Genomic DNA, 24,367 nt, shown 5'->3' on the forward strand with positions numbered 1-24,367 from the left:
ACGGGAGTTACCGAGTGGGTAATGACCGAGCGAAAATTTAAATCAACGACGCATAATGAAGCGAAAATGCCCGCTATTTTAAGTTTTTAAAGCTAATCGGTAGCTCTAAATTAAGCCCCTTCACAAGCCTAATACACTCTTGCAAATCGTCGATGCTTTTGCCGCTTACGCGCACCTCTTCGCCGCGGATCGCCGCAGTTACTTTTAGCTTTGCGTCTTTGATCGCTTTGGTGATTTTCTTCGCGTTTTCGCTATCTAGGGTGTCGTTTAGCTTTAGCGTCGCTTTGATGTTTCCGCCGCTCGCGCTCTCGCGTTTGCTTTCAGACACGGCTACCGGCGGGATGTTTCGCTTGATGAGCTTTGAGATCACGATGTCTTTTAGCGCGTCGATTTTGTTATCGCTAGAGCTAAGAAGCGTGATGATTTTTTCCTTTTCGTTTAGCTCCACCTCGGCCGCAAGCCCCTTAAAATCATATCTCGCCGCGATCTCTTTTTTTGCCGTCTCCAGCGCGTTTTTGACCTCCATCATATCGACCGCCGCGCTTATATCAAAACTATGCTCAGTTGCCATTTTTATCCTTTCAAAAATTCTTTTATATTTTCTACGATCATCGCTACTAGCCGCTGCCTAGCCTCAAAACTCGCCCATGCTACGTGCGGAGTAAGTATCAAATTTTCCTTGTTTTTGATACAAAGCAGCGGATGATCCGCGCGCATAGGCTCGGTCTCTAGCACATCCGAGGCAAAGCGCAAATTTCGTCCATCTATCGCGCGGGCTACGGCGTTTTCGTCCACGATGCCGCCGCGTCCGAAGTTCATCAAAATCGCGCCCTCTTTCATTAAATTTAACTCCCGCTCGCCGATCAAATTTCGCGTTTTTTCATTTAGCGGAGCATGGATGCTCACGATGTCGCAGCCGCTTAAAAGCTCATCTAAATTTAGCCTTTTAAACTCGGCGTTTGCGTTTGCGCCGCTAGTGGAGTAGTAGCTCACGTTCGCGCCAAATGCCGCCGCTATGCGCGCCACGCCTCTACCGATCTCGCCAAGTCCGATGACGCCAAGGCTCTTGCCCGCTATCTCGCCGATACTGCGGTCTAGATTCGTAAAAATTTCGCTCTTCGCCCACTCGCCGCTTTGCGCGTAGTTATCGTAAAATTTGATGCGATTCGTCAGCGCAAAAAGGCAAGCAAACGTATGCTGCACGACGCTAGCGGTGGAATACCCGGCGACGTTTTTTACCGCGATGCCTTTTACTGCGGCGTAGGCGAGATCGACGTTGTTCATACCCGTCGCACTTATGCAGATTAGCTTTAAATTTGACGCGTCCATCGTCTCTTTGTCGATTATGACTTTGTTCGTGATGACGACGTCCGCGCCCTTTAGCCGCTCTATGCGCTCGTCTGCAGCGGTCGTCTCAAAGCTAACAAACTCGCCAAACTGCCCAAAAACATCCAAATTTACGTCGCTTCCAAGCGTCGCGGCATCGAGGCAGACTATTTTCATTTTGCGTCCTTATTTTATAAAGTGCCCCACGAATTTGGAGTAGTTATCTAAAATTTCGCCGCCTCTGCGGTATCCTAGCGCGCACGCCTCGTAGGCGAAAAACACGCCCGCTTGGTAGATGTTGTTGGCGGCGTCTTTGTTAAATTCGTAAAATTCCTGATAGATCGCGCGGTTTTGACCGTAGTCACCGCCGTTTTGCGAGCTAATGCTGCCGTCGGCCTCGATCACGCTCACGTTCGCGCCTTCTCGTCCGAAAACCGGCTTTTTCACGCATTTTTTGCCCGCGATCGGCTTGTCGCTAGCCTGCAGCAAAAGCGGGTGATTCGGATATAGATCCCATAAAATTTTCAAGATGCCTTTGCTTTGGAAAAGCAGCGTGTATGCGGGATTTAGGATGATGGCTTTTTGATTTTGGACGATGTTTTTTAGGATGATGGCTAGCTCGCCTTCCTCTACGGCGATGTCCTCCCACGGCACAAGCTTGAACCAGTACTCGTAGTTTTCTCCGTCGAAAAACACGCCCTCCTCGTCGTTAAACACGACCTCATCGACGTAGGCAAACGCCGTGTGAAAGCCCGCCTCCTCGGCGATATACTGCAGTAGCTTCACGGTCTGCTCGTCCTCGCTACTGCCCGCAACCGAGCTAAATAAAATTTTCCAGCCCTCGTAGCGCTCGCTAAAGCTCTCGGTCTCCTCATCTAGCGTCACCAGGCGCCTAAAATTTTGCTTCAAAGCGTCATAAAGGTCGTTAAACTGCGCGCTCTCGTCCATGCGGTTAAACTTAAGCGCCGCCCACTGGATGATCGCCGTCTCAAACACGGCCGTCGGGGTGTCGGCGTTAAATTCGATGAGTTTTATCGGTTTGCCATCCAGCCCGCCAGCTAGATCAAATCTACCGTAGAGGTGCCAGTGCACGTCGTTTTCCCAGCTTTCGCGCACGAGATCTACGAGATTAAACGGGATGCCGACCTCGTGGTAGAGGTTGTTGTCGATGACGTGTTGGGCGGCTGCGACGAACATATCGTATAGCTCGTTTGCGGCGTTATAGTAGGCCTCGGCCTGCGCCTCGCTAATCTCGACTAGCTCGTCTGCTACGTAGTCGCTACCATCCGGATCGGTGTGCCACGTAAAGCCGATCTCGCTTAAAAACTCGTTATTTAGCGGGTTGATTTTTTTTAAATTTATCATTTTATCCTCCGAACTTGAGCTTGAACTTGAGCTTGAACCGCCGAAAAACCCACTCTTTCGCCGCTTGGTTTACTAGCCGAGCTCGTGGCTTTTGCTTTGTTAAAGCTATCTACGCTCCTTGAGTAAGCGCTTGGGTTTTTATACGCGCTTTGGCGCTGCGACTGATAGCCAGGGTTGTTAAATAGCTTGTTGCCGATCCAGCTGCCGATGATCGCGCCCGCAGCCGATGCTAAAAGCGCTTCGCCCATACTCATGCCGCCGCTTGAAAGTTGAGCGTTTGGATTCGTCAAATTTGACGTTCCGGCGTCGATTTTAGCGTTTTCCTCGGCGATTAGCTTATCCATCTCCTCTTTGCTTAGCACGCGCTCGGTGCCGTTGATGTCCTTTAGTACGACGCGCGTTTCGCTGCTCGGATACTCCTCTAGGACTTTATATTTACCGGGCGCGGTTTCCTCGATGATGACGAAAGCTCCCGTTTTTTGCGCCGCTTCGTTTAGCGCGCTACTTTCGCCGCCGTTATCGTTGCTGCCGCAGCCTGTCAATCCTGCTATCACGACCGCGCCAAAGCCGCCTACGGCAGCGTAGCTGGCTACTTTTTTTATGCCTTTAAAAACTCTCATTTTTTATCTAGCTCCTTTGAAATTTTCTTACTTTTTACCATTATCACGCCTTTTTTAAATTTGATAAATTTTGATTTTCCGATGTTTTTTATGATTTTATTTTGCGTTTTTTTTAGGCTCTTGCCGCTTAAATTTTGCGATTTTAAAAACTCGGCTAGGCTCGTCCATTTGCCTTCATTTTCAGGCTTGCTTTCGACGAATTCGACGTCGATAGGAGCTACGTACTCGCCGTTTTGACGGGCTAGCAGCGGTCGCTCGAGCATGCTTAAAAATCCCCTTAGCTTCTCGTCTCTTTCACGGTAAATTTGAGCGATTTCGGATTTATTATTTAGCAAAATTTGCTCTTTTTCGCGAAAAAGCCTCTCTTTGTCGGCTTGCAAATTTTGATTTTGTTCTTTTAGTTCGCTAATTTGCGAGAGCAGAAATTCGTTCACGTCAAATTCGCCGGCTTTAACGGCTTTTTTTGGCTCCGAGCTTTTGGCTGTTTTTGAAGTTTTGGGCGCTGATTTGGGTGCGGTTTGAGGCTCGTAGCCTTCTAAAACCACGTATTTTACGCCGTCTTTTTCAAAGGTTTTTAGCGTGCCGCGACGAATGCGGTTGTAGACGGCTTCTTTGGTTACGCCTAAGATTTCCGCGGCCTCGCTCACGGGCACTTTGGACATATTTTTCCTTTGATCGTTAAATTTGGCGTAGATTATGGCAAATTTTGGCTTTGATGCGAGTTAAACGGGAGTTTAAAAAAGAAAAGGCCGCCGAAGCGACCCTTTTGGTTAGAGCTTTGACTCGTAGCGTCTAAGCATATATAGACGTTTAAGCATTTTCTTGCGAGCCGCGATTTTTTGTTTTTTGCGGATCTCGGTCATAGGCTCGAAAAAGCGTCTTGCGCGAACTTCAGTCACGACAAGATTCCTGTCGGTTTGCTTTTTGAACTTTCTGTAAGCTTCGTCAAAAGACTCGTTAGGATGTACCTTAATACCAGGCAACGTCCTCACCACCTTTCATTTAAAATAGATGGCGATTATAGCAGAAATTTAGTAAATTTGAGAATTTATAAAAAATTAATTGCATTAAAACTATAATCCATCAAAAATTATCACTACTTTGTAATCAGGATGAATTATGACGAAAGAAGAGTATAAAAATTATTTCAAATTTGCTAGCAAACGCTATATCGCCTACATCCTGATAACCTGTACCGCGCTCGTTTTACCTTTTATATCTATCGGCGGAAATCAATTTTTCCTATTAAGCTTTGAGCGCAGCGAGCTACATCTGCTTTTTGCTAAATTTAACGTCCAAGAGCTATTTTTGATGCCTTTCGTGCTCATCATTTTTTTTATTTTTATATTTTTTATGACAAATTTGGGCGGCCGCGTCTGGTGCGGCTGGAGCTGCCCACAGACGATATTTCGCGCGATCTACCGCGACCTTATACAAACTAAAATTTTAAAAATCCGCAAGAGCGTCTCAAACAAGCAAACAATCGCCGAGAGCGGCGCTAAAAACGCGCTAGCAGTCGCGATATGGAGCGTTTTAGCCTTTATCGCGGCGGCAAATTTTCTCTGGTTTTTTGTCCCGCCACAGGACTTTTTCGCTCAAATTTCAGATCCCGCCGAACATAAAATTTTACTCGGAGCTTGGCTTGTTATCGCGGCGTTTTTGATATTTGACGTCGCGTTTTTGGGCGAAAATTTTTGCGTTTACGTCTGCCCGTACGCTAGAGCGCAGTCCGTGATGATCGATGCCGACAGCGTGCAGGTCATATACGACGAGGCGCGCGGCGGTAAAATTTACGACGGTCAAACCAAACTGTGGAAAAAACCACCGGAGCCGCAAAACGAGTGCACCGGCTGCGAAGCCTGCGTGAAAATTTGCCCGACGCACATCGACATCAGAAAAGGCATGCAGCTAGAGTGCATAAACTGCCTGGAGTGCGTCGATGCGTGCACAAAAACGATGTCTGGGCTAAATTTACCTAGTCTAATTAGCTGGACGAGCTCAAATTCGCTAAAAACCAAGCAAAAGGTGCGGTATTTTCGCTTTAAAACCATCGGTTACTGCGCCATAATCGCTATCGCCGCAACCGCACTAACGCTAATGAGCGCCAAAAAAGAGAGCATGCTGCTAAACATCAACCGCACGAGCGAGCTATATAAGGTAAATAAAAGCGGCGAGATCGAAAACGCTTACGTATTTTTGTTTGAAAACACCGACGCGCACGCGCATGAATTTTACTTTGACGTTAGCGCGGACGGAGCTAAAGCGCCGATAAAAATCGAGCGCCCGAAGGCTCAAATTTTGCTAAAAGCTGGCGAAAAAAGGAAGATCGTAGTCGTGCTAAGCGCGCCTAAAGCGGCATTTGCCGGCACAAGCGAGCAAACGACGAAGATAGAAATCTCCGCCTACGCCGCGGATAACAAAGAAAAAATAAATGTTAAAAGACGGACGATTTTCGCCCATCCAAGTGAGTAAAAAATTATTTTTTTATAGTATAATCATATTTTAAGATTTTTTTGAAATTTGAGGGCTAGAAAAATGAATACGAAACCGACGAAACGAAGCGCCGAGAGAAAAGAAAAATTCATCCAAGCCGGGCTTGAAATTTTCCTCGAAAACGGCTACGAAAACACGAGTTTAACGGATATCATCAAAAAAAGCGGCGGGGCGCGGCGAGCATCTACAAAATTTTTGAAAATAAAGAAGGACTTTTTCGCGCTATCGTAGAGCGCGGATTTGACGACTTTAGAACGCAAATAGACGAGAAAATAGATCTAAATTTGCCGCATAAGCTGGATGATTTTTTAACCAAATTTGCGATGATATTTTTCGACATCATCTGCGAAAAGAAAACCACGCTAATCTCAAGAGTGATGATGAGCGAAGGCGCGAAAAACGACGGCTTTTTAGGTAAAGAGTTTTTGGATCAAATTTTAAGCAAAATCGATAAAATTTTAATCGATTTTTTCGAACGCGAAGATATAAGAGTCCAACTAAATCCATGTATCTCTCCTTACGTCGCAGCCAAGGCGTTTGCAGCAGTCGTTAGAGAGCCTTATCATTATAATGCTATTTTACTAAACGAGGACATAACACTAAGCGCAGAAGAGCGCGAAGAGCACGTAAAAACGCGCATAGATATGTTTTTACACGGTGTAAAAAAACGCTAAATTCGCCCCTCAAAAATTTGACTTTTCATTTAAATAAGAGTAAAATAGCCGACTTTATTTGTGACAAATATTACATACCAAATTTTTGTATAATATCCCAAAAAATTAAAGGCAAATTTATGAGAAATTTTAAAACCCTTTCGGTTTTGTTATTGGCGTCGCTGCTTTTTACGGCATGCTTTGATGGTAACGATAAAAAAAGCGCGGCCGGGCAACAACGGCAAATGCCGCCGTCAAAAGTCGATGTATTCGTAGCTAAAAAATCAGACGTGCCGATCAGCTTTGATTACACCGCGACCCTAACGAGCCAGCAAGATGTAATCATATATCCAAAAGTAAGCGGCACGATAACCAAGCAGTTTTTTAAACCCGGCGATAACGTAAAAGCCGGCGACAGGCTGTTTTTGATAGATCCCGAAAAATACCAAGCCAGCTACGACGCGCTTGAGGCTGCTATCGGCGTAGCAAACGCAAATTTAAAAAACGCTCAAACCGAATTTAACAGAATTTCAAATTTATACAAGAAAAACGCCGTTTCGCAAAAAGAGTACGACGCGGCAGTCTCGGCGCTCGAGATCGCAAACGCAAATTTACTAAGCGCTAGGGCAAACGCCAAAAACGCCAAGATAGACCTAGGCTACACAAGCATAATCGCGCCTTTTGACGGCGTTTTGGGCGATAACCTAGTAGACGTGGGCTCGCTAGTCGTAGCAAACACGACTCAGCTCGTGCGCCTAACCAAAATCAACCCGATCGAGGCGCACTTCCACATCTCCGACGTCGATAACCTAAACCGCGTCAAAATGCAAGAAAGCAGCCTCTGGGCGCAAACAAACTCGGACGCCGTGCTAAAAGTCGGCCCGGGAGAGTTTAACGGCAAGGTAAATTTCATCGATAACGTCGTAAATACTAACATGGGCACCGTTTTAGCCAAGGCCGAATTTAACAACGACGAGGGCAAGCTGCTACCTGGCATGTTCGGCCACGTGACGATGGGCGGATTTTACCAAAAAGACGGTTTTAAAATCCCTCAAGTAGCGCTCCAGCAAACCGACGTCAAGACCTACGTGCTAGTCGTAGAGGATGGTAAAGTAGCCTCTAAAGACGTAAAAATCACCTATCAAACCAAAGACGCCGCAGTTGTTAGCGAAGGGCTAAACGAAAATGATAAAATCATCTTAAACAACTTCCTAAAAATCGGCGTAGGCGCTCCCGTCGAGATAGACAAGGACCTAACAGAAAGCTTTGGCAAAGGCGCAAATTTAGAGCCTAAAAACGAGCAAGAAAAGGCTAAGTGATGTTTTCTAGATTTTTTATAAATCGCCCGATATTCGCTACCGTCGTATCTATCATCATAGTTATCGCGGGCGCGATGGCGATAAAGGGGCTTCCTATCGAGGAGTATCCCAAGCTAACTCCGCCTCAAATTTCCGTTAGCGCCACATACACCGGCGCCGACGCTCAGACCATCTCCGACTCGGTAGCCAGCGCGATCGAGGACCAGATAAACGGCGTAGAAAACATGCTCTATATGCAAAGCACCTCAAGTTCGAGCGGCTCTCTAAATATCAACGTTTATTTTAAAATCGGCACCTCATCCAAGCAAGCCACGATCGACGTAAACAACCGCGTCCAAGCCGCGCTCTCAAGGCTACCTCAAGAGGTGCAAAACATGGGCGTGACCGTGCGCGAACGCAGCGGCTCGATCCTAGAGGTAGTCGGCTTTACGAGTTCAAACATGGACTTAGTCGAGCTATACAACTACGTAAATTTAAACATCGCGGACGAGATCAAAAGGGTTAACGGCGTGGGCGACACGGCGCTAATCGGTAGCAAAGAGTACTCGATGAGAATTTGGCTAAAACCGGACAAACTAGCCTACTACAAGCTAACTCCCAGCGACGTCATCACTCAAGTAAAAATCCAAAACAGTCAATACGCCGCCGGTAAAATAGGCGAGCAGCCCTCAGACGGCGACAATCCTTACGTTTATTCCGTTCGCTCGGACGGTCGTCTAAAAAATGCGGCGCAGTTTGGCGATATAGTAATCAAAAGCGCCGACGGAGCGGTGCTAAAGCTAAAAGACGTAGCGACCGTGGAGCTAGGAGCGGCCAGCTACGCATCTGACTCGATGCTAAACGGCCAAGACGCCATCCCGCTTTTAATCTTTATGCAAAACGACGCCAACGCTCTAGCTACGGCACAAGCTGTAAACGCAAAGCTTGACGAGCTAAGTAAAAATTTCCCGGCGGGCTTTAAGCACACGATCGCATATAATCCGACCGAATTTATCGAAGTTTCTATCCAAGAGGTTATAAAAACTTTCATCGAGGCCATGATCCTAGTTATCATCGTTATGTATATGTTTTTAAAGAGTTTCCGCGCGACTATCATCCCGATGCTAGCGGTTCCCGTGTCCATCATCGGCACCTTTGGCGGACTGTATGCGATGGGATTTAGCATAAATTTGATTACGCTTTTTGCGCTCATACTTGCTATCGGTATCGTCGTGGACGACGCCATCATCGTTATCGAGAACGTGGAGAGAATTTTACACGAGGAAAAAGACATCACCGTCAAAGGAGCGACATATAAAGCAATGGAGGAGGTACAAACCCCGGTCATCTCGATCGTGCTGGTTTTATCAGCCGTTTTCGTTCCGGTTTCTTTTATGGAGGGTTTTGTCGGCGTGATTCAGCGTCAGTTTGCGCTAACGCTAGTTACTTCGGTTTGTATTTCGGGCTTTGTCGCGCTTACGCTTACTCCGGCGCTTTGCGGCGTTATGCTAAAAAAACAAGAGAGCAAGCCGTTTTGGTTCGTGCAGAAATTTAACGACTTTTTCGACTGGAGTACGAAAATTTTTACCGCAGGCGTTGCAAAAGTGCTTCGTCACGTAATAATAAGCCTTATTTTGATAGGCGTCATGGGTTTTGCGACTTACGAGCTGTTTAAAAAAGTCCCTAGCGGCCTCGTACCGTCCGAAGATAAGGGCGCGCTGATGGTTATCACTTCGCTACCGCCGTCAAGCAATATGCTAAAAACCAAAGAAGAGGTAAAAACTATCAGCAACATGGTTCTAAGCAATCCAAACGTCGAATTTACGATGGGTTTTGCCGGATACGATATGCTTGCGGGTGCGCTTAGAGAAAACTCTGCCATCAGCTTTATCAAGCTAAAAGACTGGAGCGAGAGAAAAACGCCGGATAGTCAAGCAGACGCGCTAACGGGGCCTTTTAACGGTATGCTTTGGGGCTCGAAGGAGTCGATGAGCTTCGTCGTAAACGTCCCGCCTATCATGGGTCTATCGATGACGGGCGGCTTTGAGATGTATCTACAAAACAAAAGCGGCAAAAGCTACGCCCAGATCGAAGCCGACGTGAAAAAAGTAGTCGCCGCGGCAAACGCGCGCCCGGATCTAACCAGCGTGCGCTCTACGCTAGAGACTAATTACCGCCAGTTTAAAATCGACATCGATAGACAAAAAGCCCAGATGTTTGGCGTGAGCGAGAGCGAAATTTTTAGCGCGATAGGCTCGACTTTCGGCTCTTACTATATCAACGACTTTAGCCTTTTCGGTAAATCCTACCGTGTCTATGCTAGAGGCGAGGACCGATTTAGAAACAACCCCGAAGACTTGCGTAAAATTTACGTCCGCTCAAAAGGCGGCGAGATGATACCGCTAAACTCGGTAGCTACCTTAACCAGAATTTTGGGTCCCGATATCGTGGATAGATTTAACCTTTTCCCTGCAGCCAAGATCCAAGGCGATCCAAAACCGGGTTACACATCGGGAGACGCGATAAAAGCGATACAAGAAGTGGTCGAGCAGACGCTAAGTACGGAGGAGTACTCCATCAGCTGGGCGGGCACGGCGTATCAGGAGGTTAGCTCGCAAGGCACGGGCTCTACGGCGTTTATCTTCGGTATGATTTTCGTATTTTTGATACTAGCGGCGCAGTATGAGCGCTGGCTCATCCCGCTAGCCGTCATCACCGCCGTTCCGTTCGCGGTTTTTGGCTCGCTAGTCGCCGTTTGGGCTAGAGGGCTAACAAACGACATCTACTTCCAGATCGGACTACTGCTTCTCATCGGTCTATCGGCTAAAAACGCGATCCTAATCGTCGAATTTGCGATGCAAGAAAGACTGGCCGGCAAGAGCGTATTTGACGCGGCCGTTAATGCAGCCAAACTTCGCTTCCGCCCGATCGTCATGACCTCGCTCGCATTTACCCTGGGCGTTTTCCCGATGGTTATCAGTACGGGCGCAGGCGCGGCGTCTCGTCACTCGCTAGGCACGGGCGTGATCGGCGGCATGATAGCGGCCACTACGATAGCGATATTTTTCATACCGATGTTTTACTATCTGCTAGAAAAACTAAACAACAAAGTCTGGGACAAAAAACCAAGCGGAGCACAGGAGGTCAAAAATGTATAAAATTTTAACTTTAGCCGCGGCGCTATTTTTAGCCGGCTGCTCGTTTCGACCAGAAATCCCCGAGGTCGATACGAAATTTGAATCTACGTATAAATTTGAAACTAGCGACATCAGAGACGAGTGGTGGAAGGAGTTTGGCGACGAAAATCTAAACGCCCTCGTAGCTAGCGCGCTAGAGAAAAACACCGACCTTCGCACAGCTTATTTAAATTTACAAAAAGCCGCCGCAAGCCTAGGCATCTCGGAGGCAGATCTTTTTCCTAGCGTAAATTTAAACGTCGGCTACACCAAAGCAAAAAGTAGCGGCGAAACCTACACCAAACAGCCTCAGACGCGCTACCGAAACTCTGAGGTAAATTTAGGCCTTAGCTACGAGATAGACCTGTGGGGCAAAGTACGAAACAGCGTCGAATCTGCCAAAGCTAGCCTAAACGCGACCAAGCTCGACTACGCCACTGCGCGCCTTAGCATAAGCTCTAGCGTGGCTAAAAGCTACTTCGCGCTCGTGGCCCTAAATATGCGCGAAGCCGTGCTAAAAGATACGCTAAAAACCTACGAGGAGACGCTGGCTCTTCGCAAGACGCAACTTGATCTAGGCGGCATAAACGAGACGACCTATCTACAAAGCAAAGCCGCCGTCGAAAGTGCAAAAGTAAGCCTGCTAGAGGTGCAAACATCGCTATCTCAGGCTCTAACGTCCGTAGCGATACTAACGGGCAAATCAAACGACGAGATCCTGAGCGGTGCCGTACAGAGCGCTAAAATGCTACCCAAAGAGCCCGAAGTGAGCGCGGGCGTGAGCGCGGACATACTACTGCGCAGGAGCGACGTAGCTAAAGCCTACGCCGATCTAAACGCCACTAACGCGCTAATCGGCGTCGCAAAGGCCGACTATCTACCGTCCATCTCGCTAACGGGACTTTTTGGATTTTCTAGCGTGGATTTTGAAAATATCTTTATCAGTAACGCCAACACGTGGAGCATAGGCGGCACTTTGGTGCAGAAAATTTTCGACTACGGCAGAACCAAAAACAACGTCCGCATCGCCGAAACCAACGAGCAAATCGCGGCCGTAGCCTATGAAGCTGCGATCAAAAAGGCTCTGGGCGAGGTTAGAGACGCGCTAAATAATCGCAAAAACGCCAAACTAACGCTAAATCAAGTCAAAGAACTCCTGCTCTCGCAAGAAAAAATCTATAAGCTGGCCAAGGATCAGTTCGAGGAGGGATACACCGGGCATCTGGAGCTACTCGATGCGCAGCGCAACCTACTCTCGGTTAGACTCCAGGACATCGCGGCGAATTTGAGCCTCATCGACTCGGTCGTGGATGTCTATAAGGCATTTGGCGGCGGATTTAAAGCCGAATAATTTTACTTTTTGGCGGAGCTTTCCGCCTCTTTCTTTTTGAATTTCCTTTTGCTTTTCGGTTTTAAATTTGACGAAACGTCGTCTGTAGATTTTAAATATTTAGCCCGTTTTATTACCGCAATTTATCTTGCTTTATGCCTTCAAATTTCAAAATTTAGCGCTTGCTTTTGCTATTCGCGCGACTCCCATAGACCTGTTTTTAGGCGCCTGATACTTTGGATAAATTTTCGTTGCGACTTTTGAGATAAGTTTGCATTCAAAGATGTAAATTTGTTTTAGCTTTGAGCGACACGCAAAGTCGGTCAAATTTATATCATTTCATCCATAGTACACATTTTGCGGATTTTACGAATTTGTCGCTTAAAATTTACGGTTTTTTAGCAATATTTGCGAGCAAGAAGGCGATTTACGATCAATTTACAGACGTATTTTGAGCTTAAATTTAGCGCAAACACCCCGCCGCCAAATTTGATTTTTAATTTTAGCAAGCGGCGCGAAAGTACTGCATTAGAGCAAAATCGGCCAAATTTAACGTTTTTGATGTTTTAACTACCAAGCGAAGTTTGCAACGCGCTATGATTTCGCAAATTTACATTCTTAAATTTGACGCAGTGTAAAAACGAGTGCAAAATTTTAAATTTTAGCAAGACTTAAAATGCTCATAAATTTAGTCGTTAAATTTTCTCTTTGCCTGTCAAAATTTGCACGATAGTTTCAGGTAAAATTTCATGCTCTATCGCGTGGATTTTAGCTTCAAATTCCTCAAGGCTCATCCTCGCGCTCTTTTTAAACGCGCGCTGAGCGATGATCTTGCCGCCGTCTAGCTCTTCGCTGACCCAGTGCACGCTCACGCCGCCCACCTTCATATCGCTATCAAAGCTCTCTTTTATCGCGTGCGCGCCCTTAAAAAGCGGCAACAGCGACGGGTGCAAATTTATAGCGCGAATCTGCCTCGTAAAAACGGGCGTGAGGATGCGCATAAAGCCCGCAAGCACGGTTAGATCTACGTTAGCGCGCTTTATTTCTGCTACGACCGCGGCGTCAAATTCCTCTCTCGAGGCAAAATTAACGTGCTCGATAACGACGCTTTTTAGGCCGTATTTTGCGGCCTTTGCGATGCCGCCAGCGTTAGCTTTATTTGTTAGCGTTAGCGCGACTTCGATCCTGGTTTCGCCAAAAACCTTGCCGTGCAGCCTCTCTAAAATCGCTTCCAAATTCGAGCCGCCGCCGCTAAATAAAATCGCTATTTTTTTCGTAAGCATTTGAGTCCTTTGATGACGTCCGCGGCCGTGAGCGCGTAGTCGTTGATTTTGATTTCGCGGGCGGCTAGAGCGTGAGCTAGCGTACCCGAGATCGCGGCATTTAGCGGGTCGTAACCCTGCGCGAGTAGTCCCGCGACGATGCCGCTTAGCGCGTCTCCGCTGCCGCCTTTTGCGAGTGCGGCGCTGCCGTGCGTCATGACGTAGACCTCGCTGCCTTGCGCGATTAGCGTATTTGCGCCCTTTAACACAAGCACGCATTTAAAATTGTGGCTAAAAATTTGAGCGAGTTTAAAGCGGTTTTTTTGTACTTCGCTAGTGTCAAATTTGCCCAGATTTGCAAGCCCCAGCAGGCTCGCAAACTCTTTTGGATGTGGCGTTATCACTACTTTTTCGTTGTTTAAAAGCTCAAGCGTGCGCGGCTCATAGCAAAGATCGGCGTCGATAACGAGCGCATCTTTTGTTTTTAGCTCGCTAAAAAGCTTGTCTTTTTGCGCCTCATCAAGCTCGCCAAGCCCCATGCCGACGGCTCCTACTCGCATTTTTGGCGTTATGCAGGCGCTTTGCATTAAAATAGGCTCAATGTTTAAATTTTCACCTATGACGCTAACAAGCCCCGCACCGATAGTTAGCGCGGCAAGTCCAGCTATACGTGCCGCTCCGCCCTTTTCGCCGCTAACGACAAACGCGTGGCCAAAGTCGCCTTTGTTAGCATTTTGGCTCAAACGAAACGGCAAATTTAAATCGCTTTTGCCAAGCTTATAAAAGCTCGTCCCCATCTCGTAAAGCTTGCGGGGAAGGCCCAAATTTGCGACCTTTACGCGCCCGACGAAATCCTTTGCAAAATCGCTATAAAGCGCTAGCTTTAACGCGCCCATGGTCACGGTCGTATCGGCCTTAAAAACCGCTCCTTGTGACAAACCGTTTTTATCAAGTCCACTTGGGATGTCGCAGGCGAGCTTGTAGCTGGGTTTTTCGTTTAGTAGATTTATCAAATTTATCGTTCGTTCGTTTAGCTCGCGGCTGAGTCCGGTTCCGAAAATCCCGTCGATGATGCAGTCAAATTCGCCGACTTCCGTCAAATTTGAGATCAAATTTACGCCGCATTTTAGCGCTCTAGTTAGCTCTGTTTTTGAGGTTTCGTTTTGTTTGTCGCTCGCCAACAACGCAAAACAATCAAATTTGCCGCTCAAAAGCCGAAGTGCTGCGAGCACGTCTGCGCCGTTGTTTCCGCTGCCGACTACGCCTAAAATTTTACGGCGTTTGGTCGATGATTTTTTGAACTTACTTCGCACGGCGTTAGCTAACGCGTTAGCCGCGTTTTGCATTAGCACCTCGGTACTAAGCCCAAACTCGCTCACGGCTCTAGCGTCAAGCTCCGCCGTATCCCAAAATAGCTTTTTCATGCGCCATCCTGCTTCACTCGGTAGCTCAAAGCCTCCAAAATATGGGGCTTTTTGATTATGCGCGAGCCCTCGATGTCGGCGATCGTGCGGGCGACTTTTAGGGTTTTATTGATAGCGCGGCGGCTGAGTGAAAATCTCTGCGTTGCATTATCTAGCACGCCGCTCGCCTCGTCATCGCAAATGCAAAATTTAGCTATCTCTTCATCGCAGAGCTTGCCATTTAGCTCGCTTTGAGAGCGCGAAATTTGCGCCTCAAACACGCGCAACACGGTCTGCCACATCGCTTCGCTCGTGATGTCGCTTTTATCGCTTGCGGCCACCTCGTCCATCTGTACGTGAAGGTCAATGCGGTCTAGTACGGGTGCCGAAATACGCGATTTATAGCGCTTAATCTCGAGCTCGGAGCATTTGCACTCTAGATTTTTGGAGAGCAGATTGCCGCACGGGCAAGGGTTCATCGCGGCTACGAACATAAATTTGGTCTCATACGTGACCTTTGAGTTTACCCGCGAGATGTTGATTTTATAGTCCTCCAGCGGCTCGCGTAGGCTCTCTAAAATTTGCGGCGCAAAGTGCGGAAGCTCGTCGAAAAAGAGTATCCCGCCGTTGGCCAGCCCAACCTCGCCGATCCTAGCCGAGCTCGATCCGCCTCCGAATATCGAGCTGCGCGTGCTCGTATGATGAGGCGAACGAAAGGCGCGGAGTACGGAAAATTCGCTCTCCTGCTGATTTAGCGAGCTATAAGCGCAGCTGAGCAAAATCTCATCCAAACTTTGCGGCGGCAAAATGTAGCGCAGCCGCTTGGCGCTCATGCTTTTGCCGCACCCCGGACTTCCCTCAAAGATAATGTTGTGCATACCGCAAGCGGCCACCAGGCAGGCTCTTTTTGCCCTACTCTGGCCTTTTACGTCGCTAAAATTTAGCTCGAAATTTTGGTTTTTTACGAAACATCTTTCGCCGATTTTGATTAAATTTGAAAAAAGCGGATGAACGGCGCCGACTTTGCGCGAGGCGGCAAATTCGGGCTCGAGGAAAAATTTGATCGCCTCGGCCAAATTTGAAACGGCGTAAATTTCTAAATTCGGTATGGCGCCCGCTTTTTGCGCTATCTCTTGCGGGATCAGCACGCGAGAACCCGGCGCTTTCGCGCTCAAAAAAAGCAAGATAGAAAAAAGACTCGCCGTACTTTTGACGCCGCCGTCAAGCCCAAGCTCTCCAAATGCAAAAATAGGCTCAAAGTCGCGCTCTTTTTGCAAAGCGATCAAAAGCGCGATGGGCAGGTCGAAGTGACTGCCTGATTTTGGCATGTCGGAGGGGGATAAATTTATGATGATTTTTTGCGCGGGGAAGGAGAAATTTAACGACAAAAGTGCTGATTTTACGCGCTCGGCGCTCTCTTTGATTGAGGCACCCGCAAGCCCTACGATATTTAGCGCGGGCAAACCGCGGTTAAAACTGGACTCGACGTCCACAAGCCGTAATTCGTCATTATAAGTGGCGCATTTTAGGGCTTTCATGCGTTTTTTTGCTTTTTATACTCTTTGTCGAATTTTTTGCGTTTATTGTAGCCGATACGCTCGATAAAAAGGTGTCCGTCGAGGTGATCCATCTCATGCTGGATCGCGACCGACAAAAGCCCGTCCGCCTCGAGCTCTTTACGCTCGCCGAAGCGATCTTGATACTCAAGCGTTATAAACTCGGCTCTTTTTACGTCTTCGTAATATCCGGGTACGCTAAGGCAACCTTCTTGGTAGATTATCTCGCCCTCTTTGCGTAAAATTTTGGGATTTATGATTTCTAGCAGATCCTCTTTGCGCTGCTCCTTGCTCTCTTCGTCGACTAAATTTATAATCAAAATTCGCTTAGCCTCGCCAGTTTGGATGGCGGCTAGTCCGATGCCGTTTTTAGCGATCATGGTCTCATACATATCGTCTAAAAATTTATGCAAATTTTCGTCAAATTCTTTAACCTCAAGCGACTTGACGAATAATTTTTTGTTCGGATAGGTTAAGATTTCTAGTATCATTTAGCCGCTTTCTCGTCCAAGATCTCGTAGCGTTTACCGTCTCTGCCAGTTTTTGCCAAAGTATCTAGCGCCGCAGATAGTAGCTCGGCGATGGTTTTATCGGTTCTCAGATTGCACGCGACGACTTCCATGTCAAACTCGAATTTCTCGCCCTTTAGTATAAACGAGGTCTCGTAAAACATCTCTGTGATACGCTCGCAGGCTTTTTGCGCGCCGACCATATCAGTGTGCCGCATCAGCATAGCAAAACAACCGTCGCCGTAATGCGCCAGGATATCGCTTCGCTTCGATGTTCGTAGAAGCATCCTAGAAATATTTTTTAGTAGCACCAACCTACTTTTTAAGCCGATATCTTTTAGACTTTCATCTTTGGTCTTTATGAGCAGGATAGATGATTCGTAGCCGTATTTTTTGATATATCCGACTTCGGTTTCGAGTGTTTTTAGGAAAAATTTTCTATTGTAGATGTCAAATTTAGGATCATAGATAGACTGTTCCTCTACGACCTTAAAGACCCTACTTACCTCTTCATAGCTAGTTTTTATCACTTCGATATGCTTACCCATCAGTGAATTTAGTCTATTTAGGTCTTCGTTAAAGGCGTTAAACATATTTTGCAAGCTTAGCAAGCTGATGTTTGGCTCAAGGATGCTCGAGCGTTTTTTTATTATGGTTCTTAAGATAGTCAAATTTTTATAAATGAGTCCTACAGCTTGCAACATGCTTTTTATCTGCATGAAACTATTTTTTACCTCGCGCTCGATGTTTATCTGCCTATCGTCTTCGAGTTTGCTGATCTCTTCTTCGATCTTTATGATCTCGCCGACCTTTTTCTTAAATTCATCAGGCTGGTTTTCAAGCATCTTTTCAAAAAAAGCAGTGTAGTTTTTCGGGATCGAGGGAATGTTTTCCTCGGTTAACTCTTTTATAATCGCCTCAGAAAAACCGTAGATGTTAAATTCGCTCTCTACGGCCTTTTCATCCTCTTTTTTTACTACTACGGTATCGCTTTTTTTGTTGTCTAACTTTATCAAATTTTACTCTTTACTTAAAGCTTTTCTCCAAAACTTTATCTATAAGCCCGTACTCTTTGGCTTCAGCAGAGCTCATGAAAAAGTCTCTGTCGGTATCTTTTTGGATTTTGGCTAGTTTTTGACCCGTATTTTTAGCTAGGATAGCGTTTAAAATTTCTTTCATACGCAAGATTTCCTTCGCCTGGATCTCTATATCCGTCGCCTGCCCGCGCGCGCCGCCCAAAGGCTGATGAATCATGATGCGCGAGTTTGGCAACGCATAACGCTTGCCCTGCGCGCCGCAACTAAGCAAAAACGCGCCCATAGACGCCGCCTGACCTATACAGATCGTGCAGACGTCGGGCTTGATGTAGTTCATCGTATCGTAAATGCTAAATCCGCTCGTTATCACGCCGCCCGGACTGTTTATATATAGATAGATATCTTTATCCGGATCTTCGGCCTCTAAAAACAGCATCTGAGCCACGATCGCAGACGCCATACCGTCCTCGATCTCGCCGCTAAGCATTATTATGCGGTCTTTTAGCAGGCGCGAGTAGATGTCGTAGCTTCTCTCGCCCTTGCTCGTGCGCTCAATGACGTAGGGGATGTAGTAGCTCATTACTCCGCCTTTTTCTCTTTTTTATCGTTTTTCTCGCTCTTTAGCGCGAACATCTCGTTAAATAGCTTCTCCTCGATCATCGACATTTTGATCGCAGGTAAAATTCCTTGATTTTTGTAGTTTTCAAGGTGCTGTTTCGGATCTACGCCCGAGCGATACGCCTCAAAATACACCGCTTGGATCAGCTCTTGGTCGCTTACTTTGATATCTCTGCGGCGTGCTAGCTCGTCTATTATAAACGTTAGCTTCACGCTTTTTACCGCGTCGTCGCGGTATGTCTCGCGCTGCTTAGTTAGAGCGTCTTTATCCTCTCTAAATTTAGCCATCTGTTCAGGCGTAAAGCTGCTCCAAGCGCTGCGGAATTGCATATCCATCTCTTGCTCTACGATGTTTTTTGGCACGTCGAAGTTAAATTTAGCCACGATCGCGTCGGCAAATTTAGGCTTTAGCTCCTCGTTTACGTTTTTAGCGTGCTTCTCGGCTTTGATCTGCTCTTTTAGTCTCTCTTCGAATAGCTCGACGCTTACCTTTTCCTCGCCCGGCATGATGCGTTTTAGCGTCTCTTCGTCGATCTCTTCAGGTACTTTTTTACCTTGGATTTCGTGTAGCTTTACTTTAAACGTCGCGTCTTTGCCCGCAAGGTGCGCAGCGCCGTACTCAGCAGGGAATTTAACCTTTACGTCGCGCTCTTCGCCGACTTTTAGTCCGATCATACCGTCCTCAAAGCCCGGTATAAACTGACCTGAGCCGATTTCTAGCAGGTAGTTTTCGGCTTTGCCGCCCTCAAACGCCTCGCCGTCCACGAAGCCCTCGAAGTCAAATTTAGCAAAATCGCCCTTTTCAAGCGCCTCTTTTTCCACTTTTTCTAGCGGAGCCATCATTTTTAAAATTTCATTTTTTCTCTCGTCGATCTCTTTTTTAGTTACGCGCGGAGTGCTGACGCTCTCTATCAACTCCTCGTATCCGTCGATGTTTATAACTGGTTTAAACGAGATTTCGATCTCTGCGTCGATCTCGTTCTCGCCCCTGTCGAATTTTGTCACGATCGGCTCGCCGATAACCTCTTCAAATTTTCTATTTAGCTCTTTTAGTCCCGCATCTATGACGTCTTTTAGCGCGTCTTGCTCGGCATCGGCAGTTAGCTCTTTTTCGTAACGTTTTAGAACTACGTTTACAGGCACTTTGCCCGCTCTAAATCCGTCTATTTTCATATTTTTCGCAGCTTTTTTAGCAGCGTTTTCGAGTTTGGATTTTACGTCCGCGCTCGGTATTTTCGCACTTAGCGAAGCATTTACGGCGTCGATCGCCTTGGTTTTGATTTGCATTAAATTCCTTTAAAAAATAAAAATTTCCTAGAGTGTAGCAAAATTTTCCTTATTCATAGTATAAATTTAAGCGCGCGAAAGGCGAATTTAAGTAAAATCATTTATCAAATTTAGATAGCGAAATGAATCAGGAACGCAAATGCAAGAAAATTTAAAAAATGAGAATTTAAAAAAAGAAAAGTTTGAAAGCTGCGTCGAGCAGATGTTAAATTTAGTCGGCGAAGACCCGAACAGAGAGGGGCTGATTAAGACGCCAGAGCGCGTTTTTAAAGCTTACGAGTTTTTAACGAGCGGCTACTCACAAGACCCCAAAGTCGTACTAAACGACGCACTATTTGACAGCTCAAATAACGAAATGGTGCTCGTGCGCGATATTGAATTTTACAGCCTTTGCGAGCATCATTTGTTGCCGTTTTTCGGGCGCGTGCACGTGGCCTACATCCCAAATCACAAAGTCGTAGGCCTTAGCAAAATCCCGCGTATGGTAAATATCTTCGCTCGCCGCCTGCAGATCCAAGAGCAGCTGACCGAGCAAATCGCCGAAGCCGTGCAAGACGTCATCAAGCCAAAAGGCGTTGGCGTAGTCATCGAGGCGCGCCACATGTGCGTGGAGATGCGAGGCGTAGGCAAGATCAACTCGACCACGACAACATCGGCGCTGCGAGGCTGCTTTTTAAAGAGTAGCGAGACTAGACGCGAGTTTTTCTCCCTCATAAATTCGCACAAAGAAGTGAGATTTTAGTGGGTTTAGATAGTTTAAAATCAAAACTGGGGGCAAATTTATCTCTCTCTAGCGTCTTTGGCGTGATCGAGCGAATTTCTGCTACGACGATAGAGATCTCGGGACTGCGACCAAGTATCGGTGACATCGTGCAAATTTGCGCTAAAGACAAGAGCAAGAGCGGACTAGCGATGGTGACCGAGGTGCGGCAAAATACCGCGCTCATCTCGCCTTTTGGCTTTGTAGAAGGCTACAAGATCGGCGACTTCGTCTATCAAAGCGACCAAGGCATGAAAATTCCCGTCGGAGACGCTCTTTTGGGGCGCGTGGTGGATCCGTTTATGAATCCAAAAGACGGCAAAGGCGCGATCGCCGCCACCGAGTACGCCCCGATAATGCGCGCTCCAATCGATGCGATGAAACGCGGGCTGATAGATGAAATTTTTAGCGTCGGGGTTAAAAGCATAGACGGACTACTAACCTGCGGTAAAGGACAGAAACTAGGCATTTTCGCTGGCTCTGGCGTGGGCAAAAGTACGCTCATGGGCATGATAGTGAAAAACTCGCAAGCTCCGATCAAGGTTGTCGCCCTAATCGGCGAGCGCGGCCGCGAGGTGCCGGAGTTTATCGAGAAAAATTTGCACGGCGATCTAAGTAGCACCGTCGTCATCGTAGCCACCAGCGACGATAGCCCGCTGATGCGAAAATACGGCGCCTTTTGCGCGATGAGCGTGGCAGAATACTTCAAAAACCAAGGCAAAGACGTGCTTTTTATCATGGATAGCGTGACGAGGTTTGCCATGGCGCAGCGAGAGATCGGTCTGGCGCTGGGCGAGCCGCCGACGTCTAAGGGCTATCCACCATCCGTACTCACCCTACTGCCTCAACTGATGGAGCGCGCGGGCAAAGAGGAGGGCAAAGGAAGCATAACGGCCTTTTTTACCGTGCTAGTCGACGGCGACGATATGAGCGATCCGATAGCCGACCAGAGCCGCTCGATCCTAGACGGCCACATCGTGCTTAGCCGCGAGATGACGGACTTTGGCATCTATCCGCCTATAAATATCCTAAACTCCGCCTCGCGCGTGATGAGCGACATCGCGACCAAAGAGCACAGAGCAAATGCCGCCAAGCTAAAACGCCTCTACTCGCTTATAAAAGAAAACGAAGTGCTGCTGCGTATCGGCGCGTATCAAAAGGGCAGCGACAAAGAGCTAGACCTTGCCATCTCGAAAAAAGAATTTATAGATAACTTCCTAAAACAAGACGCCGAAGAGGGCTTTAGCTTCGAGCAGACGCAAGAGCTGTTAGGCGGGATAAATTAGTCAAATTTAGGCTTGGCTGGCAAATTTGAGCACGATTTATCCTCCGGCCCTTAAATTTCACGGGCTAAATTTAAGCGTATACAGGAGTAAATTTGAGCAGAAACTACGACGAAAATCCGCTGATTTTACAGGATGATTTTTACGTTATCGCGCTTAGTTGCGTATTCTTGCTCGGCTTTAACCTTTTTATGACGTTTTTGATATTTTTTAGCGGTATGGTAGACTGGCAAAGCGGCTCATTTTGGGAAGTTTTCGCAGCGGAAGCAATGCGAACCCGCGGGTTTATTTGGATGTTTGCGTCCGTGATTCTTGCGAACGCTTTAGCCGCCGCCGACCCAATCAAAAAACTCAAAAATCCCTCGCTCGTTTACCTTTACGAGGATAAAATTTTCCAAACCAAAAAGGGAGTAACGATAAATTTGACGGATGTCCGCGAAATGCGAAAATCGCCCTATCAAATTTTAGGAGCGATACCTAAAAATCGGCTTTCCGCGATAGTAATCCCGTTTATGTTCGTCTTGGCTGCATTTATTTTTTATGCACTGATTTTTTTCGCCAAATGCGTGCTCAGAGCCTTTGATAAGGACATAAATTTAAGATACTTTTGCAACCTTGCCGTATTTAGCGAGACGAACGTTATAAATATTTATTTCATCTCAAAATCAGACTACGCCGCAGTGCGGGAGTATTTTAGGGCAAAACTAGACGCCGATATCGCGGACGCGCCCTGGACGATCAAATTTTACGACGCCAGAAACCTTCAACAGCTTTAAATTTGACTTTTGCTTTCGTCTTTATCTCGCGTCAAATTTAACCGAGCAAGGATGCGCATTTATCCAAAAAAAGGGCGTAAATTTGGATTTATTTCGCCGAATTTCATCCAAAATGCAAAAAATTTAATTTTTAAATTTTCTAAAACCTTAAGAAATCAAACTAAGTTTAGGATATATTTTATCTTTTTATATCAAATTTGACTGAAACGACGATACTTTGCTTATTTGATAAGGAATTTCAATATATAAACTCTATCAAAAACCGCTTAAATTTGAAAAAACTAAGCTAAAATTTTAATCAAAAATTTATAAAATTTGTTATATTATCGTCACGAAAATAAAAGGGATAAAATATATCCTAATTGATAAAGGTCAAGCGTGAGAGTATATCTAGACAACAATGCCACGACGATGGTCGATCCCGAAGCTTTCGAGCTTATGAAGCCGTTTTTCTGCGAAAAATACGGCAATCCAAACTCGCTTCATAGATTCGGCTCCGAGACGCACCCCGCGCTTCGCCGCGCGATGGACCAGCTCTATGCCGGCATAAACGCGAGCGATAACGACGATATCGTGGTAACAAGCTGCGCCACCGAGAGCAACAACTGGGTGGCTAAGGGCGTGTTTTTCGATCATATATTAAATAAAGAAAAAGATCACGTCGTAATCAGCGCCGTCGAGCATCCGGCGATCGCGGCGACGTTTGAGTCGCTCAAGAAATACGGCGTGCGCGTGAGTTACGTACCCGTAAACGAAAACGGTCTGCTCGATCCAAACGACCTAAGAAAGCTCATCGACGACAAAACCGCGCTAGTTAGTATCATGTGGGCAAATAACGAAACTGGCACGATTTTCCCGATAAAAGAGTGCGCACAGATCGCTCACGAGCACGGCGCGCTGTTTCACACCGACGCGACGCAAACCGTCGGCAAGATCAAGATAAACGTGCGCGAGATGGGCATGGATTTTATGAGCTTTTCTGCGCATAAATTTCACGGACCAAAAGGCGTAGGCGGTCTGTATATCAAAGACTCGCAAAAGCTAACGAGCTTGCTTCACGGCGGCGAGCACATGGGCGGCAGACGCAGCGGGACGCTTGACGTCGCTGGTATCGTGGGCATGGCGCAAGCTCTGGAAAACAGCAACAAGCTAATCGAGTTTGAAAATCTGCACGTAAGACGCCTGCGCGATAAGCTCGAAGACGCGCTGCTGCAAATCCCCGATATATCGGTCGTGGGAGACCGCGCTCACAGACTGCCAAACACCATCCTAGCCGCCGTAAAAGGCGTCGAGGGCGAGGCGATGCTGTGGGATCTAAATCAGGCCGGTATCGCGGCGTCTACGGGTTCGGCGTGCGCGTCTGAGACGCTAGAGAGCAATCCGATAATGGAAGCCATCGGTGCTAGCAGCGATCTGGCGCATACGGCGCTAAGGCTGTCGCTATCGAGGTTTAATACCGAAGAAGAGATCGACTACGCAATAGAGCATATCAAAAAGGCGGTGGTGAGGTTGCGAGCTATTTCAAGCACGTACGCTTACAACCCTAACGGCAAGTAACGGCTTGTCTTTTTCCTTTATACGTCGCTTTGCTTCGTTGCACTCGCAACTGCAAGCA

Annotated in this window: 22 protein-coding genes and 1 pseudogene; 10 read left to right on the plus strand and 13 right to left on the minus strand. The window is 47.0% G+C overall.

Translation table 11 applies throughout. From position 1 onward, the window contains the following. Window positions 1-73: 73 nt before the first annotated feature. The 6 genes and pseudogenes from H740_RS03910 to rpsU form a co-directional block, all read right to left on the minus strand. Complete coding sequence (locus H740_RS03910) at window positions 74-571, minus strand: YajQ family cyclic di-GMP-binding protein (protein WP_002951505.1); 498 nt, start codon at window positions 569-571, stop codon at window positions 74-76. A 2-nt stretch (window positions 572-573) separates the two neighbouring features. Continuing rightward, window positions 574-1,503, minus strand: coding sequence for a D-2-hydroxyacid dehydrogenase (locus tag H740_RS03915; protein ID WP_002951507.1), 930 nt, complete (start codon window positions 1,501-1,503; stop codon window positions 574-576). A 9-nt stretch (window positions 1,504-1,512) separates the two neighbouring features. Then, window positions 1,513-2,691 (minus strand): glutathionylspermidine synthase family protein, encoded by a 1,179-nt coding sequence (locus tag H740_RS03920; RefSeq protein ID WP_002951509.1) that lies wholly within the window; start codon window positions 2,689-2,691, stop codon window positions 1,513-1,515. A 9-nt stretch (window positions 2,692-2,700) separates the two neighbouring features. After that, window positions 2,701-3,311, minus strand: a pseudogene (locus H740_RS03925) (UPF0323 family lipoprotein); the annotation flags it as partial. Beyond that, window positions 3,308-3,973, minus strand: coding sequence for a MerR family transcriptional regulator (locus H740_RS03930; protein ID WP_002951512.1), 666 nt, complete (start codon window positions 3,971-3,973; stop codon window positions 3,308-3,310). The pseudogene H740_RS03925 and the gene H740_RS03930, both read right to left, overlap by 4 nt. Window positions 3,974-4,081: 108 nt before the next feature. Continuing rightward, the gene (rpsU, locus tag H740_RS03935) at window positions 4,082-4,294 is read right to left on the minus strand and encodes a 30S ribosomal protein S21 (RefSeq protein ID WP_002951513.1); all 213 of its coding nucleotides are present in this window, start codon (window positions 4,292-4,294) and stop codon (window positions 4,082-4,084) included. 136 nt (window positions 4,295-4,430) lie between these two features. Here rpsU and ccoG point away from each other — a divergent pair, with 136 nt between their 5' ends. The 6 genes from ccoG to H740_RS03960 all read left to right on the plus strand — a co-directional run bounded on the left by ccoG (window position 4,431) and on the right by H740_RS03960 (window position 12,282). Then, a complete protein-coding gene (gene ccoG / locus H740_RS03940) occupies window positions 4,431-5,783 on the plus strand; it encodes a cytochrome c oxidase accessory protein CcoG (protein ID WP_002951514.1) in 1,353 nt (450 codons plus the stop codon). A gap of 63 nt (window positions 5,784-5,846) precedes the next feature. Then, a complete protein-coding gene (locus tag H740_RS12095; RefSeq protein WP_231679305.1) occupies window positions 5,847-6,035 on the plus strand; it encodes a TetR/AcrR family transcriptional regulator in 189 nt (62 codons plus the stop codon). 53 nt (window positions 6,036-6,088) lie between these two features. Further along, entirely contained in the window at window positions 6,089-6,478 is a 390-nt protein-coding gene (locus H740_RS12100) for a TetR/AcrR family transcriptional regulator C-terminal domain-containing protein (RefSeq protein WP_231679306.1), read from the plus strand. A 119-nt stretch (window positions 6,479-6,597) separates the two neighbouring features. After that, window positions 6,598-7,776, plus strand: a complete 1,179-nt coding sequence (locus H740_RS03950; RefSeq protein ID WP_002951515.1) for an efflux RND transporter periplasmic adaptor subunit — start codon at window positions 6,598-6,600, stop codon at window positions 7,774-7,776. Continuing rightward, the gene (locus H740_RS03955) at window positions 7,776-10,913 is read left to right on the plus strand and encodes an efflux RND transporter permease subunit (RefSeq protein ID WP_002951516.1); all 3,138 of its coding nucleotides are present in this window, start codon (window positions 7,776-7,778) and stop codon (window positions 10,911-10,913) included. Before H740_RS03950 ends, H740_RS03955 begins: the two co-directional genes overlap by 1 nt. Beyond that, a complete protein-coding gene (locus H740_RS03960; RefSeq protein WP_002951519.1) occupies window positions 10,906-12,282 on the plus strand; it encodes an efflux transporter outer membrane subunit in 1,377 nt (458 codons plus the stop codon). The genes H740_RS03955 and H740_RS03960 overlap by 8 nt, the downstream gene beginning before the upstream one ends. A gap of 674 nt (window positions 12,283-12,956) precedes the next feature. Here H740_RS03960 and purN read toward each other — a convergent pair. From purN to tig, 7 genes are read right to left on the minus strand one after another with little or no spacing between them, the layout of a single operon-like run. Beyond that, window positions 12,957-13,544 (minus strand): phosphoribosylglycinamide formyltransferase, encoded by a 588-nt coding sequence (gene purN / locus H740_RS03965; protein WP_002951521.1) that lies wholly within the window; start codon window positions 13,542-13,544, stop codon window positions 12,957-12,959. Then, window positions 13,526-14,947, minus strand: a complete 1,422-nt coding sequence (locus H740_RS03970) for a bifunctional ADP-dependent NAD(P)H-hydrate dehydratase/NAD(P)H-hydrate epimerase (RefSeq protein ID WP_002951523.1) — start codon at window positions 14,945-14,947, stop codon at window positions 13,526-13,528. The genes purN and H740_RS03970 overlap by 19 nt, the downstream gene beginning before the upstream one ends. After that, window positions 14,944-16,464 carry a YifB family Mg chelatase-like AAA ATPase gene (locus tag H740_RS03975; protein ID WP_002951536.1) on the minus strand — a complete coding sequence of 507 codons (1,521 nt, stop codon included), beginning with the start codon at window positions 16,462-16,464 and terminating at the stop codon, window positions 14,944-14,946. The genes H740_RS03970 and H740_RS03975 overlap by 4 nt, the downstream gene beginning before the upstream one ends. After that, complete coding sequence (def, locus tag H740_RS03980) at window positions 16,461-16,973, minus strand: peptide deformylase (RefSeq protein ID WP_002951540.1); 513 nt, start codon at window positions 16,971-16,973, stop codon at window positions 16,461-16,463. The genes H740_RS03975 and def overlap by 4 nt, the downstream gene beginning before the upstream one ends. Beyond that, a complete protein-coding gene (locus H740_RS03985) occupies window positions 16,970-18,007 on the minus strand; it encodes a GGDEF domain-containing protein (protein ID WP_002951543.1) in 1,038 nt (345 codons plus the stop codon). Before H740_RS03985 ends, def begins: the two co-directional genes overlap by 4 nt. 10 nt (window positions 18,008-18,017) lie before the next feature. After that, on the minus strand, window positions 18,018-18,608 hold the full coding sequence (gene clpP, locus H740_RS03990; RefSeq protein WP_002949394.1) for an ATP-dependent Clp endopeptidase proteolytic subunit ClpP: 591 nt from the start codon (window positions 18,606-18,608) through the stop codon (window positions 18,018-18,020). Further along, entirely contained in the window at window positions 18,608-19,933 is a 1,326-nt protein-coding gene (gene tig, locus H740_RS03995; RefSeq protein ID WP_002951549.1) for a trigger factor, read from the minus strand. The genes clpP and tig overlap by 1 nt, the downstream gene beginning before the upstream one ends. Window positions 19,934-20,072: 139 nt before the next feature. On the opposite strand from tig, the gene folE reads away from it, so the two are divergent. The 4 genes from folE (at window position 20,073) to H740_RS04015 (ending at window position 24,309) form a co-directional block, all read left to right on the plus strand. Continuing rightward, window positions 20,073-20,675: a GTP cyclohydrolase I FolE gene (folE, locus tag H740_RS04000; protein WP_002951551.1), complete on the plus strand. Its 603-nt coding sequence runs from the start codon at window positions 20,073-20,075 to the stop codon at window positions 20,673-20,675. After that, window positions 20,675-21,979 carry a flagellar protein export ATPase FliI gene (gene fliI, locus H740_RS04005; RefSeq protein WP_002951553.1) on the plus strand — a complete coding sequence of 435 codons (1,305 nt, stop codon included), beginning with the start codon at window positions 20,675-20,677 and terminating at the stop codon, window positions 21,977-21,979. The genes folE and fliI overlap by 1 nt, the downstream gene beginning before the upstream one ends. A gap of 92 nt (window positions 21,980-22,071) precedes the next feature. Further along, on the plus strand, window positions 22,072-22,752 hold the full coding sequence (locus H740_RS04010; RefSeq protein WP_002951555.1) for a hypothetical protein: 681 nt from the start codon (window positions 22,072-22,074) through the stop codon (window positions 22,750-22,752). A 378-nt stretch (window positions 22,753-23,130) separates the two neighbouring features. Further along, window positions 23,131-24,309 (plus strand): NifS family cysteine desulfurase, encoded by a 1,179-nt coding sequence (locus tag H740_RS04015; protein ID WP_002951556.1) that lies wholly within the window; start codon window positions 23,131-23,133, stop codon window positions 24,307-24,309. The last annotated feature ends 58 nt before the right edge of the window (window positions 24,310-24,367 follow it).

The sequence above is a fragment of the Campylobacter showae CC57C genome, from assembly GCF_000344295.2.
In the GTDB taxonomy this organism is placed as follows: Bacteria; Campylobacterota; Campylobacteria; order Campylobacterales; family Campylobacteraceae; genus Campylobacter_A; species Campylobacter_A showae_B.

Bases quoted from the DNA above. Each gene is read 5' to 3' on its own strand.
- H740_RS03910 (WP_002951505.1), bottom strand. From the start codon at position 571: ATGGCAACTGAGCATAGTTTTGATATAAGCGCGGCGGTCGATATGATG.
- H740_RS03915 (WP_002951507.1), bottom strand. From the start codon at position 1,503: ATGAAAATAGTCTGCCTCGATGCCGCGACGCTTGGAAGCGACGTAAAT.
- H740_RS03920 (WP_002951509.1), bottom strand. From the start codon at position 2,691: ATGATAAATTTAAAAAAAATCAACCCGCTAAATAACGAGTTTTTAAGC.
- H740_RS03930 (WP_002951512.1), bottom strand. From the start codon at position 3,973: ATGTCCAAAGTGCCCGTGAGCGAGGCCGCGGAAATCTTAGGCGTAACC.
- ccoG (WP_002951514.1), top strand. From the start codon at position 4,431: ATGACGAAAGAAGAGTATAAAAATTATTTCAAATTTGCTAGCAAACGC.
- H740_RS12095 (WP_231679305.1), top strand. From the start codon at position 5,847: ATGAATACGAAACCGACGAAACGAAGCGCCGAGAGAAAAGAAAAATTC.
- H740_RS03950 (WP_002951515.1), top strand. From the start codon at position 6,598: ATGAGAAATTTTAAAACCCTTTCGGTTTTGTTATTGGCGTCGCTGCTT.
- H740_RS03955 (WP_002951516.1), top strand. From the start codon at position 7,776: ATGTTTTCTAGATTTTTTATAAATCGCCCGATATTCGCTACCGTCGTA.
- H740_RS03960 (WP_002951519.1), top strand. From the start codon at position 10,906: ATGTATAAAATTTTAACTTTAGCCGCGGCGCTATTTTTAGCCGGCTGC.
- purN (WP_002951521.1), bottom strand. From the start codon at position 13,544: ATGCTTACGAAAAAAATAGCGATTTTATTTAGCGGCGGCGGCTCGAAT.
- H740_RS03970 (WP_002951523.1), bottom strand. From the start codon at position 14,947: ATGAAAAAGCTATTTTGGGATACGGCGGAGCTTGACGCTAGAGCCGTG.
- H740_RS03975 (WP_002951536.1), bottom strand. From the start codon at position 16,464: ATGAAAGCCCTAAAATGCGCCACTTATAATGACGAATTACGGCTTGTG.
- def (WP_002951540.1), bottom strand. From the start codon at position 16,973: ATGATACTAGAAATCTTAACCTATCCGAACAAAAAATTATTCGTCAAG.
- clpP (WP_002949394.1), bottom strand. From the start codon at position 18,608: ATGAGCTACTACATCCCCTACGTCATTGAGCGCACGAGCAAGGGCGAG.
- tig (WP_002951549.1), bottom strand. From the start codon at position 19,933: ATGCAAATCAAAACCAAGGCGATCGACGCCGTAAATGCTTCGCTAAGT.
- folE (WP_002951551.1), top strand. From the start codon at position 20,073: ATGCAAGAAAATTTAAAAAATGAGAATTTAAAAAAAGAAAAGTTTGAA.